This is a genomic window from Segatella copri (assembly GCF_026015295.1).
Classification (GTDB): Bacteria; Bacteroidota; Bacteroidia; order Bacteroidales; family Bacteroidaceae; genus Prevotella; species Prevotella copri_C.
In genome coordinates, this window is record NZ_JAPDUW010000001.1 from 1,349,420 (window position 1) to 1,368,216 (window position 18,797).

An 18,797-nucleotide genomic window follows, 5' to 3' on the forward strand; every position below is an offset into this window, starting at 1 on the left:
TAAATGTTTAATGTCTAGCGCCATGTAAACCCCTCAAAGTAAACATTAAACACTAAACATTAAACACTATATAATTTACTTGCGTACAATAGTCTGAGCACGGTCTGGACCGATAGAAATGATACCGATCTTAGTCTCAAGGAACTCTTCTACGAAAGCAATATAATCCTTGAACTCCTGTGGGAACTGATCTTCAGATGTGAACTTAGTCATATCTGTCTTCCAGCCCTTGAACTCCTTGTAAACAGGTTCTACATCATCGATTTCGTATGGGAAATCTGTTGTAACAGAACCATCCTTCAACTTATATGCCACGCATGCCTTGATGGTATCGAAGCCATCGAGCACGTCGCTCTTCATCATGATAAGCTCGGTAACACCATTCACCATGACAGAATACTTGAGCTGAACAAGATCGCACCAGCCACAACGACGCTCACGACCGGTAACAGCACCATACTCATGACCGAGGTCACGGATCTTGGCACCCGTCTCATCGAAAAGCTCTGTAGGGAATGGACCTGCACCAACACGTGTACAGTAAGCCTTCATGATACCATAAACATTGCCGATGCGGTTAGGGCCGACACCCAAACCTACGCAGGCACCTGCACAGATAGTATTAGAAGAAGTAACGAATGGATAAGAACCGAAATCAACATCGAGCATAGTACCCTGAGCACCCTCGCAGAGGATATCCTTGCCAGAACGGAGCACCTTATTGATTTCTACCTCGCTATCAATAAGTTTAAACTGCTTCAAGTATTCGATGCCCTCCATCCAGGTCTTCTCAACCTCTGTGATATCGAAGTCGGTATAACCGAGACTTGCGATGGTTTTGAGATGAGCAGCCTTGTGAGCAGCATACTTCTCCTCGAAATTGTCAAGGATATCGCCTACGCGAAGACCGGTACGGCTAACCTTGTCAGTATAAGTAGGACCGATACCCTTACCAGTAGTACCTACCTTGTTCTTTCCCTTAGAAGCCTCGATAGCAGCATCGAGTACACGGTGAGTAGGCATGATGAGATGTGCCTTCTTAGAGATGTAAAGACGGCTCTTCAAATCATGACCGCTCTTCTCAAGATCCTTAGCCTCACCCATAAAGAGGTCTGGAGCCAAAACCACACCATTGCCGATGATGTTCACCTTACCACCCTGGAAAATACCAGAAGGGATAGAGCGAAGCACATACTTCTCGCCCTCAAACTCCAATGTATGTCCAGCATTAGGACCACCCTGGAAACGAGCAATGACATCATACTTAGGGGTCAACACGTCAACCACCTTACCTTTACCTTCATCGCCCCACTGCAAACCCAGCAGGACATCTACTTTACCTGTGTTCATTTTTTATCTTTTTATCTTGATACTTATTCTTTTTTTCGTTTGCGAGTCATCTTGCTTTGACAGCCGCTGCATACGCCATAGATGTAAAGAGCATAAGCATCTTTACGAAAGCGCTGCATCCTGATATCCTTCACCGCAGCCGTAACCTGCGGTGCTACAATTTCGGTTACCTTGCCACAAATCGTGCAAACCTGATGCACATGATTGTCCTCGCTATAACTGGCCTCATACTTGGTGCCGTCTGCCAGACTGTGCTTTACCACAAGCCTTAGTTCCAGGAACAGATGCAATGTGTTATAAAGCGTAGCCCTGCTAACGCGAAAATTCTTTTTCAGTAGCTCTCTGCCCAAATCTTCTATCGAGAAATGCTCTCCCATAGAATAAATGGTGTCGAGGATAGTGGAACGCTCCGGAGTGCGCCGGTGATGATTGCTCTCCATATAATTGTCCAAAACCTCATGAGCTTTTGCTAAAATTTCTTCACTCATAATCCTTGTTAGTTACATAAAACGCACAAAGATACTCATTATCTACGACATAGAACAATATTTAATTTTAAAAAATCTAAATTCGCCTCAATTCCTCATAGATACGCTGAACCGGAAGCCCCATCACATTAAAATAACTCCCCTTCAACCCCGTACAACCTATGTAGCCAATCCATTCCTGAATACCATAGGCGCCAGCTTTGTCAAACGGCTGATAATGATTTATATAATAACTGATTTCATCATCAGAAAGCGGTTTGAACGTCACTTCTGTTGTTACTGAAAAGGAACGCTGCTTATGCTGGGTAGTAAGACAAACACCTGTAACTACATGATGCGTCTTTCCGCTCAACATCTTCAGCATTCGCCTGGCATCTTCAGCGTCACGAGGCTTCCCGAGAATGCCTCCCTTTCCTTCCAGATCATTCTGTTCGCCAGCTGTTGGCGCAATCACAACCGTATCTGCTGTAAGAATCAAAGTTTCTGACTCGTCCAACTCTTCAACACTATTATTTCCGTTCAAAAGCGGACGATAAGCCTCAGCCTTTTTCTTGCAGATGAATTCTGCCACCTGATAAGCATCGAGGTCAGCAGGATAACTTTCATCAATACCACTAATCACCTTCACCTCAAAAGGAACATCCAAACCTGCCAGAAGTTCCTTGCGACGAGGCGAATTACTCGCCAAAATGATCTTATAATTCATCTATTTAAACCTTATTACTTTGAACTTTATGATTAAAATTCAGTTGCAAACTTTCTACTATAAACTATCAACTTTCAACTATTAACTATTAACTAAATACTACCAGCCAAACGCCTTAGCATCTGAAAGCCATAAACCCTTGGCTCTCAGTACCTGTTCTACGACATCACGTCCCACACCATCACCTCCGTTACAAGCCGAGATATAAGTAGAAATTTCTTTAATATCAGAGCATGCATCTGCTGGGCAACATGGACATCCGCAACGACGCATAATCTCATAATCAGGAATATCATCACCTACATATATTATTTCCTCATCTGTAATTGAATATTTCTGCTTGAACTCCTCATAAGTCTTTATCTTTACAGAACACCCCATGAAGATATCCTCTACACCAAGATTTTCATAGCGTACCTGTATGGCATGAGAATTACCGCCTGTCAGAATTACGATACGAACACCTTTCTTCTGAGCCAGCTGAATGGCATAGCCATCTTTGATATTAACAGTACGCAAAGGTTCGCCGGCACTGGAAAGCGTGATGGTCTGTCTTGAAAGTACTCCATCAACATCAAAGATGATTGCTTTTATCTTATTTAAATCGTAATTTATCATATTTATTTCTGTTTCTAGAACTTAAATTCCTAACTGCAAACTTAAACCGACAACCGTTTTATCTCTTGAAGTAGAATATGCTTTTGCTCATCATTTCATAAATCTGCTGTAGTTCTGGCTGTTTTTCAAGGAGTTGCATTTGTTTCTCCATTACGTTCCGATCATCACGAATAGCCGGTCCTGTCTGCACTTCAACTGCCGAATGCGAAGAAGCCTTGTCCATAGTTTCCATAACCAGAGGACGGAGAACACTGCCAGGAATATGATGATTTTCGAGAATCTGCTGACCTATAGCTACGCAATGATTCGCAAAATTACAAGCAAAAACAGCTGACAGGTGCAGATACTTACGATTATCAGAATCCAATTCATAGACACTACGAGAAATCTGTTCTGCCAACCTCTTCAGGAAAGAAGTTTCGAAAGCACCACATCCCTCAATGAAAATAGGAATATTTTCGAATGCAACCTTTTTATCTTTCGTAAATGTCTGCATCGGATAAAATACGCCATAATGACGGGCATAATCTTTGAAAACATCCATCGGCATGGAACCAGCTGTATGAACAAACATCTTATCTTCTCTTCCTTTGCACAGTTCAGGAATAAGCATTTCAAGCGCATCATCCTTCACTGAAACGATGTACAAATCTGCATCACAGACCACCTTACTCATCTCATTGACAGGCTCACAATTCACCTTCTCAGCCAATAGAGAGGCCGACTCCCTAGTTCTACTGAAAACTTGCACAATCTGATGTTCTGATTGCGATATTTCGAGCGCAAGATTGGTAGCAAGATTACCTGCCCCAATAAACACTATTTTCATACGTAATTTTGTTTAAAGTTCTACTTTTTATGCAAAAATACTAAAAAATAACGATAGAGAAGCCCTTTTTCTTGCTTTTTTATGATAAATTTATTATTTTTGCCTTCGTGAGAAAATATGAAGTAGAAATATATGGTAAACTGGAAGAAATGCCGCATTTATTGGAAGGCGACTTTTTTCATAGCTTGGAGCTTTTTCAGATTCTTGAAAAAACACCCGGCATAACCCCTTTTATGGCTGTCGCCACACAGGAGAACAAGGTGGTAGGACAAATGCTCGTCATCCTCTATCACCGCAAATCTTTATTTCCACCTTATTTATATACGCACGCGCACGCGTATGGAGAGGGACTTTATGCACCCGATGCTGAACAGAATGCTATTTTCCCATTGTTACTCCGCAGCATAACTATCCACTTACACAAACGACTCTGCTTTTACATCGAGTTCTCCCGAATGAGCAAAAAGATGCTGGGTTACCGGGAATTCAGAAAATTGGGCTATGTACCTATTGCCTGGCAAGAGATACATAACTCCCTACACAGCAAACTTCCCCAAGAGCGACTCTCAGACAAACAAATTGCTATGATTGAAAAAATGAAGAAAAAGGGAATAAGTTGTAGAGAGGCAACTTCACCCGAAGACATCCATCGTTATCACCAGTTGCTCAAAAATTATTATCGGCTGAAAATTCGCCGTTTTGTTCCTGACGAAACATTCTTTCAGAAACTGAGTACAAGTAGTAATGCCAGAAACGTCATCATCACCTATAAGGACAAAGTGATTGGCGGCTATACCTGCATCTACAACCAAGGCAATGCCTTTCTTTGGTTTTCTGCATTCAAGAGAAAGACTTACATCCATCTGCATCCGGACACAATGACCATCTGGCAAGCACTCTCTGATGCACAGGAGCAGGATGCCCAACACCTCCACTTTATGGACGCAGGACTTCCGCTTAAGAATAATCTCTACCGTGAATTCATTCTCGGTTTCGGAGGCAAACCTGTTACCAAGTTTCGCTGGTTCCGCTTCTATCCAAAAGTTATAAACCTGCTCCTCCACTGGCTATACAAGGATTAAGAAAAAGAGGTTCCGTGAGCCTATATAAAGCATCTCCGAAACCTCTTTCTCTTTTTTAAGCGTAATTACACATACGCTCAAAAAGTACATTTTGTATATTAAAGCCAACGCCTCTACTCTTTCAAAGCACGGTCAAGCTGCTCCAAGCCGCGCTCTGTACAGAATCCACGAATCAGGCACAAAATATAATTGTCGTATATCTCCTGCATCGAATGAACACGATAGAGCTGATGGTGCATGATTTCCTCCATCATCACATGTCCTATGTCCATAACAACATTGAAGTCTACATCCTTACGGAAAAGCCCCTCCTTGACACCAGCCTCAAAGAAACGCACACTCTCCTCCCGTTCATGAGCATGATTTTCCTGGAAGAATTTCACAACACGAGGCATCTTATGAACCTCCTCATAAAAAAGAACGCCCACCATCCCATTGCGCTCCATCTGCAATTTATAGACATAGCTGATAATATCTATCACATTCTTCGCTTGGGTCTTGGCGAAATTTTCTAACTTCGAACGATTTTCTTCTAGCTGACGCATCATACCAGCAAGCAACAATTCTTCTTTGTCACCGAAAATCTCGTACACAGTTCTCTTAGACACATGAAGTCCCTGTGAGATTTCATCCATCTTGACAGCTTTTACCCCACGCTTATAGAATTCAGGCATCGCATAAGAGATGATTCTGTCTTTCAGTTCTTGTCTATATTGATTGATTTCTATCATTTTACTTGTTTGAAGACTATTTTTGTGCAAAGATACAAAAAAAATCAAAAAACCATTCTTTTTTACTAAGTTTTTTTGTACCTTTGCACAAACTTTTAAATTTCGTGCGAAAAATCCACGAATATGAAAGAAAAATAAACTTTAAACCAATATATTGTTATGGTAAAAATTACAAAAGAGGCGGCTTTAAGTTATCACGAGACTGGCCGTCCTGGCAAGATTGAGGTTAAGCCAACAAAACCTTATCACACACAAACGGATCTGAGCCTTGCTTATTCTCCTGGCGTGGCATTCCCATGTCTTGAGATCCAGCAGAACCCAGACGATGCATACAAGTATACTGACAAGGGTAACCTGGTTGCTGTTATCAGTAATGGTACAGCAGTGCTCGGACTTGGCGATATCGGTGCCATGAGCGGAAAGCCAGTGATGGAAGGTAAGGGATTGCTTTTCAAGATTTACGGTGGTGTGGATGTCTTCGATATTGAAATCGATGAAAAAGACCCAGAAAAGTTCTGTGAAACCGTAGAGAAAATCGCTCCTACATTTGGTGGAATCAACTTGGAGGACATCAAGGCACCTCAATGTTTCTACATCGAGGAACGCCTGAAAAGAACTCTCGATATCCCTGTAATGCACGATGACCAGCATGGTACTGCTATCATCTCTGCAGCAGGCTTGAAGAACGCTCTTGAGGTAGCTGGCAAGAACATTGCCGATGTGAAGATTGTCGTAAATGGTGCTGGTGCAGCTGCTATCAGCTGTACAAAACTCTACGTAGCGCTAGGTGCACAGGTAAAGAACATCGTTATGCTCGACTCTAAGGGTGTCATTACCAGCGACCGCGAAAATCTGACAGAGCAGAAAAAGCTCTTTGCAACAGACCGCCGCGATGTCCATACACTCGAAGAGGCTGTGAAAGGCGCCGATGTATTCGTAGGACTCAGCAAGGGTAACGTGCTCTCCAAGGATATGATTCGTTCTATGGCAGACAACCCTATCGTTTTCGCTCTTGCTAATCCAGTACCTGAGATCAGCTACGAGGACGCTATGGACAGCCGCCCTGACGTATTGATGTCAACTGGCCGTTCAGATTATCCTAACCAGATTAACAATGTAATCGGTTTCCCATACATCTTCCGTGGTGCACTCGATGTTCACGCCCGTGCTATCAACGAAGAAATGAAGATGGCTGCTGTTCATGCAATTGCCGATTTGGCTAAGCAGCCGGTTCCTGATGTAGTAAACGATGTTTACCACGTTAACGACCTTACATTCGGTCCTAAATACTTCATTCCGAAACCTGTAGATCCACGTTTGATTACAGAAGTTTCTGCTGCCGTAGCTAAGGCTGCAATGGAAAGTGGTGTGGCTCGCACCCCTATCACAGACTGGGAGAAGTACAAGCAGGATTTGCGCCAGCTGCTTGGTCAGGAGACCAAACTGACCCGCAAGCTCCACGATACAGCGCGCCTTCACCCACAGCGTGTAGTATTCGCTGAAGGTGGCAACCCAACTATGCTGAAGGCTGCAGTCCAGGCAAAGCAAGAGGGTATCTGCCAGCCAATCCTGTTGGGCAACCCAGACCGCTTGAACCGTGTTGCTAGCCGTTTGAAACTTGACCTTTCAGATATTGAGATTGTAGATATGCGTGCCGATAACGAACAGGGCCGCCGTGCTAAGTTTGCCAAGCATCTGGCAGAGAAGCGTGCTCGCGAGGGCTACAGCTTCGAGGAAGCTTATGATAAAATGTACGAGCGCAACTACTTCGGTATGTCAATGGTAGAACAGGGTGATGCTGACGCATTCATCACTGGTCTTTACACAAAGTACAGTAATACTATCAAGGTGGCAAAAGATGTAATTGGAATCCGTGAGCCATATAAGACTTTCGGTACCATGCATATCCTTAACACCCAGAAGGGTATTTATTATATCGCAGATACACTTATCAACCGCCACCCAGACGAAGATGTGCTAATCGATGTTGCCAAGCTGTCTGCAGGTACAGTAAAGTTCTTCAACGAAGAGCCGGTTATGGCCATGTTAAGCTACTCTAACTTCGGTACAGACAATATTGGCTCACCGGTTAAGGTAAAGAAAGCCGTTGCTGAGATGCAGAAGGAGTTCCCAGAACTCGCTATCGATGGTGAGATGCAGGTAAACTATGCACTCAACAAGGATCTGCGCGACGAGAAGTACCCATTCTCCCGCCTCAAGGGCAAAGACGTCAACACTTTGGTGTTCCCTAACTTGAGTAGCGCCAATGGTGCATACAAACTTCTCCAGGGTTTGAATCCTGAAGCTGAGATTATCGGCCCTATCCAGATGGGATTGAATAAGCCTATCCACTTCACTGACTCAGAAAGTAGTGTACAGGATATCGTAAACATCACAGCAGTAGCTGTCATTGATGCTTACGTAGAGAAAATCAAGAAGCAGAAGTAATCACTTCTTTTTCCTGATTCGAACAAACAGAATAAGATAATAGTATTTTCCATAAACAGGTTGGCACTTCTGCGCCAACCTGTTTTTATTTTCTCTACTTCACTACTCGTCTCGGAAGTTCGTCTCTTTATACTTTTGAAGATATCCAAACAAAAACAAAAAGACAACAGAATTGCAATCGATTACACAGTCTTTCTTACTAAAATAAGTTAATTTATACCCTTGTGCGCCCACACAATTAAATTACGACAAAAATAATCAAATAAATATTTGGTGATTTGAAAAAAATCGTGTATCTTTGCAGCCAGTTATCCTGAAAACAATCTTTTTACCTTAATGGAAACTAATACCTATTGAAGATTTGGAGCGGTAGCCTGTGAAGGTCATCGCTTTTTTCTTTTTATACACCTCCTCCATCAAATAGCATATAGCATATATTGTTCCCAAGAAGAAAGAATACAATTAAAAGGTAATATCACTTGAGTCGGAAGACTTGCTCACTATAGTCAGCAGACCTGCCGACTATAGTGAGCAGACCTGCTGACTAGGCTCAGCAGAGCTGCTGACACTAGTCATAACTTTAGCGAAGGTATCTTCTTGAACCAGAGAAGTCGTATCCTTAAACCTAAGGAGACATCTCCTTGAACCAGAGAAGACATATCATTGAGCCAAAGGAGACATATCATTGAACCTACGGAAGTATATTATTGAACCCAATAAAGAACATTATACTATTCACGAGTCCCTTATCTGGTAGCAAATAATCGGTATTCTTATAAAAAACAGGCTTTTCTGTTAAATCTTTCTAAAAAGCAATCTTTATTTCCCCAACATTTTGTTCATATCAAAGATAATTTGTAATTTTGCACCCCGAATGCTCATGGATTGGGCAAATGTTACAGAAAAGTTTAGTTCGAAGGGGCTCAAAGAAGATCCGGCACAATGCAGGACGCCTCCCGAAGAAACCCGTTTATATAATTAATTTAATGTACGCAATTGTAGAAATTAACGGTCAGCAGTTCAAGGCTGAGGAGGGCAAGAAGCTCTTCGTACATCACATCAAGGATGTTGAGGCAGGTCAGACTGTTGAGTTCGACAAGGTTTTGCTCGTTGACAAAGACGGCTCAATCACTGTCGGTGCACCAGCTGTAGAGGGTGCAAAAGTAGTAGTAGAAGTAGTGAACCCACTCGTTAAGGGTGACAAGGTAATCGTCTTCAAGATGAAGCGCCGCAAGGACTATCGCAAGAAGAACGGTCATCGTGCTCAGTTCACTGAAGTATCAATCAAATCTGTAATCGCTTAAAATTAGGAGGAATTAGAAAATGGCACATAAGAAAGGTGTTGGTAGTTCTAAGAACGGCCGTGAATCAGCTTCACAAAGATTAGGCGTTAAGATCTGGGGTGGTCAGAGCATCATCGCAGGTAACATCATCGTTCGCCAGCGTGGTAACAAGCACTTCCCAGGTGAGAATGTAGCTCAGGGTAAGGATGATACATTGTATGCTTTGGCAGATGGTATCGTTTACTTCCACAAGGGCCGCAAGGACAAGAGTACAGTTTCTGTTCTCTCTCCAGAGGTTTACGCTGAGAAGACCAAAAAAGCTGACGCTTAATTTTTAAAGTTTTAGAAAAAACTATTCCAAACAAACAACATAGAAGCCTGCTCATACCTAGAGCAGGCTTTCTTCGTTTATATAAGTTTTTAGGCAAGGATTACACCACACCCCCTTTCTCTAAGCTCCTTAACCCTGTAAAACCACAAAAAAAACTTTAATTCTACCCTTCCCTGTAAAAAAGTCAGCAATTTTTTACGCTATCACAAATATTTTTTGTACTTTTGCCTACAAATAAGTAAGTGATCTAAATTATTTATATATATCAGTACTAATATGGTTCATTTTCCGTTTTATAGAAAAAGTAGAATTATGAAACCAATAAAAGTACTTGAATTATCAGAGGTTGATCGCCTCAAATTAGAGAAAGGCTATCATAATGGCCCTACTCATAGTTTTCGTATCAGATGCAAATCCATATTGCTGAAGTCAGAAGGTAAATCAGCTCCCAAAATAGCAGAAATGCTTGAGGTGACTGTACCTACTGTCTACGCATGGGTAAAACGTTATGAAGAAAATGGCATCAAAGGCTTGGAGACACGTCCTGGTCAGGGTCGAAAGCCTATTATGGATTGTTCTGATGAAGAAGCAGTCCGCAAGGCAATTGAGGAAGACCGTCAAAGCGTGTCTAAAGCACGTGAGGCATGGCAGAATGCGACTGGCAAAGAAGCCAGTGACATTACCTTCAAACGTTTTTTAGAAACATTGGTGCAAGATATAAGCGTATAAGAAAACGCCCAAGGGGCAAACCCTCACCGCAGCTCTACGCATACAAGAAAGAGAAGTTGCAAGAACTTGAAGAACTTGATTCCAAAGGGGAACTTGTGCTATATTATGCCGACGAAAGCCATGTCTGTACAAATGGATATGTTCCATATGGCTGGCAATTCAAGAATGAGGATGTTTACATCCCATCCGAGAAAGCTGCCCGGCTTAATATCTTTGGTATGATTACCAAAAGGAACCAATATAAAGGCTTTACCACAAAAGAGTCCATCAACGCAGACAAGATTGTGGACTATCTTGACAGATTCTCTTTCAATGTCACGAAGAAGACTGTAATTGTCTTGGACAATGCTTCTGTTCATAGAAATCGGAAGGTGAAAGAACTGAGGAAAATTTGGGAGAATAGAGGATTGTTCCTCGTCTATCTTCCACCTTATTCTCCAGAACTTAATCCTGCCGAGATTCTTTGGCGTATACTTAAGGGCAAATGGATAAGACCGATAGATTACGAGACTACGGACTCGCTTTTCTATTGTACGAACAGGGCCTTGGCCTCTGTGGGTACGAACTTATTCGTGAATTATTCATATTTGTAAAATTAATTTTGAACAGTTACTTAGTAAATTATTTAATTAAAAGACATTTTATGCTTACACTTAAACTTATCAGTGAGGAAACTGAACGTGTAGTTAAGGGGCTCGAAAAGAAGCATTTTCCAAATGCTCGTGAGGCCGTAGAGAAAGTTTTGGAGTACGACAAGATTCGTCGTGAAGCTCAGCAGAAGTTGGATAACAACAAGCAACAGGCTAACCAGTTTGCTAAGCAGATTGGTGCCCTAATGAAGGAAGGTAAGAAAGAGGAAGCTGAGAGCGCAAAGGCTCAGGTAGCTATGCTCAAGGCAGACGCTAAGGCTCTTGAAGAGATCATGGAGAAAGCACAGAACGATATGACCAACCAGTTGCTCGAAATTCCTAACATCCCTTGCGAGCAGGTTCCTGAAGGTAAGGACGCAGCCGACAACGTTGTTGTGAAAGAAGGCGGCGAAAAGCCAAACCTCGGCGAGGATGCTCTCTGCCATTGGGATCTCTTGAAGAAGTATAATCTTGTAGACTTCGACCTCGGCGTTAAAATTACTGGCGCAGGTTTCCCTGTATATATCGGCAAGATGGCTCGTTTCCAGCGTGCGCTTGAGGCATTCTTCCTCGATGAGGCTCGCAAGAGCGGATATCTGGAGATTCAGCCTCCTTACGTAGTAAACGAGGACTCTGGTCGTGGTACCGGTCAGTTGCCAGACAAGGAAGGTCAGATGTATCATGCTAATCTGGATAATCTCTTCCTCATCCCTACTGCTGAGGTTCCTGTAACCAACATCTTCCGCGATGTTATTCTCGATGAGAAAGATCTCCCTATCAAGCGTTGTGCTTACTCAGCTTGTTTCCGTCGTGAAGCAGGTAGCTATGGTAAGGATGTTCGCGGTTTGAACCGCCTGCACCAGTTCGACAAGGTAGAGATTGTTCGCATCGATAAGCCAGGTCACTCTTACGAGAGTTTGAACGAGATGCTCGACCATGTTGAAGGTCTTTTGAAGAAGTTGGAATTGCCATACCATATCCTCCGTCTCTGCGGTGGTGACATGAGCTTCACCTCTTCTATCTGCTACGACTTCGAGACATGGAGTGCTGCACAGGGTCGCTGGTTGGAAGTTTCATCAGTATCTAACTTCGAGAGCTACCAGGCTAACCGTCTCCACTGCCGCTATCGCCATACAGATGACAAGAAGATTGAACTTTGCCACACATTGAATGGTTCAGCTCTTGCCTTGCCACGTATCGTAGCAACCATCTTGGAGAACAATCAGACCCCAGAAGGAATCCGCGTACCTAAGGTATTGGTTCCATACTGCGGTTTCGAGATGCTTGATGACAAAAATTTCGATTAATTTGAAGTATCGGTAAGACTTTCAGTTTTTCTCGATTATACAAAACATTCGAAAAATAAAAATAACATATATTGTACGAGGATAACTTCGACTGCCACAAAGGTAGCCGATGTTATCCTTTTGCATTTTTATGTACCATGAAGCAAACTCTAAACAGCTAACCAGAAATATTAATATATCAGCATTAAGAAATTTAATAGCCAATGAACAAGATTATCAAGAAAGTACAATACTCAGAGAAAGTATTCCGCTTCGATGTAGAAGCACCACTTATAGCCAAGAGCCGAAAGGCAGGTAACTTTGTTATCATCCGTGTAGACAACAACAGCGAGCGCATGCCGCTGACCATCGCTGATGCTGACATTGAGAAAGGAACCATCACACTGGTTGTGCAGAAGGTAGGTCTTTCATCTACCAAACTCTGTGCATTGAATGAAGGCGATGAGATTCACGACGTGGTGGGACCACTTGGAAATCCTACACATATCGAGAACTTCGGAACAGTCATTTGTGCCGGAGGTGGTGTAGGCGTAGCTCCTATGCTCCCTATCATCAAGGCACTGAAAGCCGCAGGAAACAGAGTCCTTTCCGTAATTGCGGGTAGGAACAAAGACCTCGTGATTATGGAAGATGAAGTGCGTGCATCTAGCGATGAGCTCATCATCATGACCGATGACGGAAGTTACGGCGAGAAGGGTGTTGTAACCGTAGGAATCGAGAAGTTTATCAATCAGGAGCATATCGATAAGGTTTTCGCCATCGGTCCTCCTATCATGATGAAGTTCTGCTGTCTCCTGACCCAGAAATATAATCTTTCCACAGACGTTTCGCTCAATACCATCATGGTGGATGGAACCGGTATGTGCGGTGCCTGCCGCCTGACCATCGGTGGCAAGACCAAGTTTGTCTGCATCGACGGTCCTGAGTTTGACGGCGCCCAGGTAGATTGGGACGAGATGTTCAAGCGCATGGGCACTTTCAAGGATGTTGAACGCGAAGAGATGGAACACTTCGAAGAGCACCTTGCAACTGTAGACGCAGGAAAGAAGAAAGAAACTACGGATGTAATCATGGACGTAGAACCTACAGATGCGAGCATCGAAGAGTTGACAGACCGTAACGCTGAGTGGCGCAAGGAGTTACGCGCTTCGATGAAAGCAAAAGAACGTACAGCTATAGAGCGCGTAAAGATGCCAGAACTTGACCCTCTTTATCGTGCCACAACCCGTACGGAAGAGGTAAATATCGGTTTAACCAAGGAAATGGCTTTGACCGAAGCCAAGCGCTGTCTCGACTGTCCTAAGCCTACCTGTATGGAAGGTTGTCCGGTAAGCATCAACATTCCTTCCTTCATCAAGAATATTGAGCGAGGCCAGTTCCTTGCCGCAGCCAAGGTTTTAAAGAACACCTCTGCCCTACCAGCCGTTTGCGGACGAGTTTGCCCACAGGAAAAGCAATGTGAAAGCAAGTGTGTACATCTCAAGATGAACGAGCCTGCTGTAGCTATCGGATACCTGGAGCGTTTTGCTGCCGATTACGAACGTCAGAGTGGAAACATCTCTGTACCAAAGTGCGATGAACCTAATGGCATCAAGGTAGCTGTAGTTGGTTCAGGACCTTCCGGATTGAGTTTTGCAGGCGATATGGCAAAGAAGGGATTCGACGTTACCGTCTTTGAAGCATTACACGAGATTGGCGGTGTATTGAAATATGGTATTCCTGAATTCCGTTTGCCTAATGCTATCGTAGATGTAGAGATTGAGAATCTTCAGAAGATGGGCGTAAAGTTTATTACAGACTGCATCGTAGGCAAGACCATTTCCGTAAAAGATCTGGAAGAACAAGGATTCAAGGGAATCTTCGTTGGCTCAGGTGCGGGTCTGCCAAACTTCATGAATATTCCTGGAGAGAATGCCTTGAACATCATGTCTTCTAACGAATATCTTACACGTGTAAACCTGATGGATGCAGCCAATCCTCATAGCGATACCCCTATCAACTTAGGCAAGAAGGTGGTTGTTGTAGGCGGCGGTAACACAGCTATGGACAGTTGCCGTACTGCAAAACGACTCGGAGCAGACGTAACCTTGGTATATCGCCGTTCGGAGGCTGAAATGCCTGCCCGACTCGAAGAGGTGAAGCATGCCAAGGAAGAAGGAATCAACTTCTTTACATTGCACAATCCTAAAGAATATGAGGCAGATGAGAAGGGCGCAGTAAAGGCTGTAGTTCTCGATGTGATGAAGCTTGGCGAACCTGATGCCAGCGGCCGTCGTCGTCCAGAAGCTACAGGAGAGACCATCACGCTGGAGTGCGACCAGGTAATTGTTGCCGTAGGAGTAAGTCCTAATCCACTCGTTCCACAGAGTATCGAAGGCTTGGAACTCGGCCGGAAGAACACCATTGCCGTAAACGACCAGATGCAAAGTTCCATCGAAGAAATCTACGCTGGCGGCGATATTGTACGAGGAGGAGCCACAGTAATTCTTGCCATGGGAGACGGCAGAAAGGCCGCTCTCAATATGAGCGAGAAATTATTGAATAAATAAGAAAAACGGGAAACAATAAAAGGGCAGCCATGCATCACGCAGACTGCCCTTTCCTTTTCTCGTATGTAATGTTATAAAATGAAATGTAGTTCGTACATATATTTATTAATAATTGGACTCAAACACTATTTCAGATTAATACGGAGTCCGAACTGGAGATTAAAATTCCACTTCTTATCTTTAAACGTATTTTCTATTTCGCTGCCATTATCAAAATAATATTTTGCACCTGGCTCTATATAGAAGCCCACTTGTGGTGTAACATCATACTGTGCACCAAGCGAAGCCTTACCCGAGAACTGAACGCCATCACGTTTCACGTCCTCTTTATGACCAGAAACCTTTGTATCATTCTTTACGTTGAAATCGGCTTCTCCACCCGCCATTACGTACGCATGAAAGCCTCCCGTGCTCCAAACCTCATAGTTTAAACCAAGTGGAACACCCACATAATGCAAAACCTGATGTGTATCAAATTCTGAAACGCCATAAGATTTGAAATCAGAAGCAACACGCGTATAAACGACACCGGTACTCAAAGACAAACGAGGCGCAAGTCCGATACCAACCTGAGCACCTATAGCCAAAGGAGCATGATGTTTCGCTTCAACATATTTCGGTATTGCATATCTTAAAGGAGAAGCAGCAGCCAGGAAAACACCATGATCAGCAAAGCCGCCACCAGCAAGAGGATCTGAAGACGCATACATGCCGTTTGACATTCCATCACTGCCAGAACCCAGACTTACATTCTCTGCATACAGGTTCATGGTCCAGTTCTGTTCATATTTATCCTTATAACTGCGTTCAAAATGACCATCCTGCGCCCTGCCAGCATAAAGTTTCTGCCCACCATCCGCTTCCAACGGCTTGGTTGCATGATTAGAAGAAACGGCCATCTGTCTTTCAGAATCCTCATTTTGCTTTTGCAAAACAGATAATTCCCGACCATTTACCTCTGCATTAACAGACTGTTCTGGCATTTCTACCTCTGCTGCAAGCATTATTTCATGATTATCAGCAACAGTTCTATCCAAAGAAGATACCGAAGATTTACTATGGTTCAATTGACGCCCCGATGAATGGCGATTCACCTGATGTGCAGATGCATTGTTTTCAGCAAGCAAGATAGCATTTTTACTTCCTGCCGATTGTGCTTCTGCACGGACAGCAGAAGAAGTCCTGCTTGAACCTGATGCTGTAGAGAAAGAACTCTGAACAGCTAAGTTAGTCTGTCCCGGTTCATCATCATGCAGATAAACATAACTGCCTCCTACTCCCAATAAAGCAATCGCTGCAGCTACCGACCATCTTTTCAAGACAACATAACGAGCCTGTGGGATCTTTTTTACATCAGTTTCCTCATCACCAACCTTTTTAGACTGAGCAAGCGATTGTTCTATCTCAGCCCACATGTCGTGGCTGACAGGCTCTTGGTAGTCTGCCAACTGATCTCGAAGTTTATTTGTCCAATCGTTACTCATTACTTTTCTCGTTTATATGATTCAACTCTTTATTATCACTACAATCTGCCTGGCTCAGATAATCTTTCACCTTTTTGCCCAACAGCTTTTTCGCCCGCAAATATTGTGAAGCAGAACTGCTTTCTTTGATGCCTAACAGCTGTGCAATTTCTTTATGGCTTTTCTGTTCAAAAACAAACATGTTAAGAACCAGTCTGTACCCATCAGGCAATTCTCCTATCATTCTTGTCAGTTCTGCAGGCGGAATTCTTTCTACTTCAGGCTCTTCATCCTCAATATCATCGGGAACTTCGTCCACGATAGTGAAGCGCTTTTGCTGCCTTACAAAGTTGACAGCTTCATTTGTCACTATCCGCAAGAGCCAAGCCTGAAGAGCGCCCTCACCCCGATATTCAAACTTTGAAATGCTGGAAAAGACTTTTATAAAACTATCTTGCACTACATCTTCAGCATCATCGCGCATAGGGACATACCTCAGCGCTACCGCCATGGCATACCCCACATAGCGTTCGTACAATCTGTGCATGGCTGCCCGACTGCCGCTATTGATGTCGTCTAAGAGTTCCTTTTCCGATTCCAATTTCAAATCCTTTTTAAAGATTAAACGTTATAAAGAGAAAACCTTGCATCAAAAATGAACTTTTTTTTGATGCAAGGCACTTTTTTTATATTTCTACATTATTCTATAGAGAACACTTTACCTTCCTGAGTAAGATAACTTTCCGCAAACACCTCTTTAGCTTCATTCAACAATACCTCTTCATTATTATATCTTGCACTATAATGTCCCAGAAGAAGTTTGCCTACACCCGCATTTCTGGCTATAGTTGCAGCCTGTCGGGCCGTACTATGATAATAGAGTTTAGCCCTGTCCTCATTCTCCGAAGTATAGGTGCTCTCATGATAAAGCACCGTAACCCCCTTTACCTTTTCTGCCAACCCAGGAACAAACCGGGTATCACTGCAATAAGCATAACTGCGGGGAGTAGCGGCAGGCATTACCAATCTGGCATTAGGTATTACATCCCCCTCCTTCGTAGTCCAGTCAGCTCCATTCTTGATGTTATTAATCTGGCTTACAGGAATCTCGTAATAATCTATCATATCACGACGGATATGAGGCAATGTCGGTTTCTCTCTGAAGATGTACCCACAACAAGGCACACGATGCTGCAGAGGAACGGTTTCTACGGTTACAGAATGATCTTCATATACAACTTGCGACTTCTCGGTATCTACAGGAACAAATTCTATTTCATATTCCATTCCCTGCATGAAGAAATCAATCTGACGCTTAAATAAATCTCCGTAACTTTCTGGTGCATACACCTTTAACTTAGCCGTTCTGCCCAGCATACCTAAGGTAGAAAGAAGTCCCAGTAAGCCAAAGCAATGGTCACCATGAAGATGCGAAATAAAGATAGCATTTATCTTAGCAAAGTGAACATGAGTGCGACGGAACTGCATCTGGGCACCCTCTCCACAATCCATCATAAAGCATTTGCCACGCATCTCAATAATTTGGGCCGAGGCACTATGCTGAAGGGTGGGCAAAGCACTGCCACACCCCAATATATGTACTTTAAATGGTTCCAAAACTAAATCATAAATTACAGGTTCAACATGATGACCTTACTCTTGGCGCTTGAAAACAAAGATACCCTGAGTATTCTCCAACATAAGACTGTCAGAACCCAATTTGTCAATAGCAAAAGTATCCTTATTCAGCAAGAGTTTACCATTGAGTATCTTCCAGCTAGTCCAAGGATTAGTTTCAGCCTTCACATTGTTCTTCACCTCTCCACCTTCCAAGATATCAAAATTCTTATCCAGAGAAGTCCATTTACCCAAGAGGGATGTCAGGTTGATAATCTTCTGGGCCATCATCTCTCCATCCTCTGCCTTATAACCGATAAGAGCAATACGGTCGCCAGCCAGCAATCCTCCCTGAACAACATCAGGATTCTCATCGTCAATAAACACCGAAAGGGTGTCACCATCATCAGAAATCAGCTCCAGATTATGCATAGAGGTTCCCTCACCGCATACACCATAGATGGTAGAATCGTTCATTGCATCCTCTACCTCTACCGAATCTGCTGCACTGATAACAGGAACATTATTTTTGTTCTTACAACTGTTGGCAGCGAAAAGCGCCACCAAAGCTATTGTTACATAAACTAATTTCTTCATAACACTTTAGTTTTTATTATTATATTGATGAGTCGATAAG

General features: G+C 43.2%; 18 protein-coding genes. 8 read left to right on the forward strand and 10 right to left on the reverse strand.

The window, feature by feature from the left end; genetic code table 11:
* Positions 1-75: 75 nt before the first annotated feature.
* The 5 genes from ONT18_RS05855 to ONT18_RS05875 form a co-directional block, all read right to left on the reverse strand.
* Positions 76-1,350, reverse strand: a complete 1,275-nt coding sequence (locus ONT18_RS05855; RefSeq protein WP_264904488.1) for an adenylosuccinate synthase — start codon at positions 1,348-1,350, stop codon at positions 76-78.
* Positions 1,351-1,373: 23 nt separating this feature from the next.
* Positions 1,374-1,838 carry a Fur family transcriptional regulator gene (locus ONT18_RS05860; RefSeq protein WP_022121879.1) on the reverse strand — a complete coding sequence of 155 codons (465 nt, stop codon included), beginning with the start codon at positions 1,836-1,838 and terminating at the stop codon, positions 1,374-1,376.
* A gap of 76 nt (positions 1,839-1,914) precedes the next feature.
* Positions 1,915-2,544, reverse strand: coding sequence for a Maf-like protein (locus ONT18_RS05865; RefSeq protein ID WP_264904489.1), 630 nt, complete (start codon positions 2,542-2,544; stop codon positions 1,915-1,917).
* A gap of 99 nt (positions 2,545-2,643) precedes the next feature.
* Positions 2,644-3,162: a KdsC family phosphatase gene (locus ONT18_RS05870; protein WP_022121881.1), complete on the reverse strand. Its 519-nt coding sequence runs from the start codon at positions 3,160-3,162 to the stop codon at positions 2,644-2,646.
* A 58-nt stretch (positions 3,163-3,220) separates the two neighbouring features.
* Positions 3,221-3,991, reverse strand: a complete 771-nt coding sequence (locus ONT18_RS05875) for a Rossmann-like and DUF2520 domain-containing protein (RefSeq protein WP_264904492.1) — start codon at positions 3,989-3,991, stop codon at positions 3,221-3,223.
* A gap of 233 nt (positions 3,992-4,224) precedes the next feature.
* Here ONT18_RS05875 and ONT18_RS05880 point away from each other — a divergent pair, with 233 nt between their 5' ends.
* Complete coding sequence (locus tag ONT18_RS05880; protein WP_259326685.1) at positions 4,225-5,073, forward strand: GNAT family N-acetyltransferase; 849 nt, start codon at positions 4,225-4,227, stop codon at positions 5,071-5,073.
* Between the two features lie 113 nt (positions 5,074-5,186).
* On the opposite strand, the gene ONT18_RS05885 is transcribed toward ONT18_RS05880, so the two are convergent.
* A complete protein-coding gene (locus tag ONT18_RS05885) occupies positions 5,187-5,804 on the reverse strand; it encodes a TetR/AcrR family transcriptional regulator (RefSeq protein ID WP_234564592.1) in 618 nt (205 codons plus the stop codon).
* A 159-nt stretch (positions 5,805-5,963) separates the two neighbouring features.
* Between ONT18_RS05885 and ONT18_RS05890 the strand changes: the two genes are divergently transcribed.
* The 7 genes from ONT18_RS05890 (at position 5,964) to ONT18_RS05920 (ending at position 15,080) form a co-directional block, all read left to right on the forward strand.
* Positions 5,964-8,252, forward strand: coding sequence for an NADP-dependent malic enzyme (locus ONT18_RS05890; RefSeq protein WP_117727682.1), 2,289 nt, complete (start codon positions 5,964-5,966; stop codon positions 8,250-8,252).
* 986 nt (positions 8,253-9,238) lie between these two features.
* A complete protein-coding gene (gene rplU, locus ONT18_RS05895; RefSeq protein WP_006848683.1) occupies positions 9,239-9,556 on the forward strand; it encodes a 50S ribosomal protein L21 in 318 nt (105 codons plus the stop codon).
* A 19-nt stretch (positions 9,557-9,575) separates the two neighbouring features.
* Positions 9,576-9,866, forward strand: coding sequence for a 50S ribosomal protein L27 (rpmA, locus tag ONT18_RS05900; protein WP_006848684.1), 291 nt, complete (start codon positions 9,576-9,578; stop codon positions 9,864-9,866).
* Between the two features lie 312 nt (positions 9,867-10,178).
* The gene (locus ONT18_RS05905; RefSeq protein ID WP_106812837.1) at positions 10,179-10,595 is read left to right on the forward strand and encodes a helix-turn-helix domain-containing protein; all 417 of its coding nucleotides are present in this window, start codon (positions 10,179-10,181) and stop codon (positions 10,593-10,595) included.
* Positions 10,592-11,188 (forward strand): IS630 family transposase, encoded by a 597-nt coding sequence (locus tag ONT18_RS05910; RefSeq protein WP_232823346.1) that lies wholly within the window; start codon positions 10,592-10,594, stop codon positions 11,186-11,188. The genes ONT18_RS05905 and ONT18_RS05910 overlap by 4 nt, the downstream gene beginning before the upstream one ends.
* A gap of 50 nt (positions 11,189-11,238) precedes the next feature.
* Entirely contained in the window at positions 11,239-12,531 is a 1,293-nt protein-coding gene (gene serS / locus ONT18_RS05915) for a serine--tRNA ligase (protein WP_006848685.1), read from the forward strand.
* Between the two features lie 203 nt (positions 12,532-12,734).
* Positions 12,735-15,080 (forward strand): bifunctional dihydroorotate dehydrogenase B NAD binding subunit/NADPH-dependent glutamate synthase, encoded by a 2,346-nt coding sequence (locus ONT18_RS05920; RefSeq protein ID WP_264904496.1) that lies wholly within the window; start codon positions 12,735-12,737, stop codon positions 15,078-15,080.
* Between the two features lie 125 nt (positions 15,081-15,205).
* On the opposite strand, the gene ONT18_RS05925 is transcribed toward ONT18_RS05920, so the two are convergent.
* The 4 genes from ONT18_RS05925 to ONT18_RS05940 form a co-directional block, all read right to left on the reverse strand.
* Entirely contained in the window at positions 15,206-16,564 is a 1,359-nt protein-coding gene (locus ONT18_RS05925; protein WP_264904498.1) for a hypothetical protein, read from the reverse strand.
* Positions 16,557-17,150, reverse strand: coding sequence for an RNA polymerase sigma factor (locus tag ONT18_RS05930; RefSeq protein WP_264904500.1), 594 nt, complete (start codon positions 17,148-17,150; stop codon positions 16,557-16,559). The genes ONT18_RS05925 and ONT18_RS05930 overlap by 8 nt, the downstream gene beginning before the upstream one ends.
* Positions 17,151-17,242: 92 nt before the next feature.
* Entirely contained in the window at positions 17,243-18,160 is a 918-nt protein-coding gene (locus ONT18_RS05935; protein WP_254970399.1) for a ribonuclease Z, read from the reverse strand.
* 36 nt (positions 18,161-18,196) lie between these two features.
* Positions 18,197-18,757 (reverse strand): hypothetical protein, encoded by a 561-nt coding sequence (locus tag ONT18_RS05940; RefSeq protein WP_117692428.1) that lies wholly within the window; start codon positions 18,755-18,757, stop codon positions 18,197-18,199.
* Positions 18,758-18,797 lie beyond the last annotated feature (40 nt).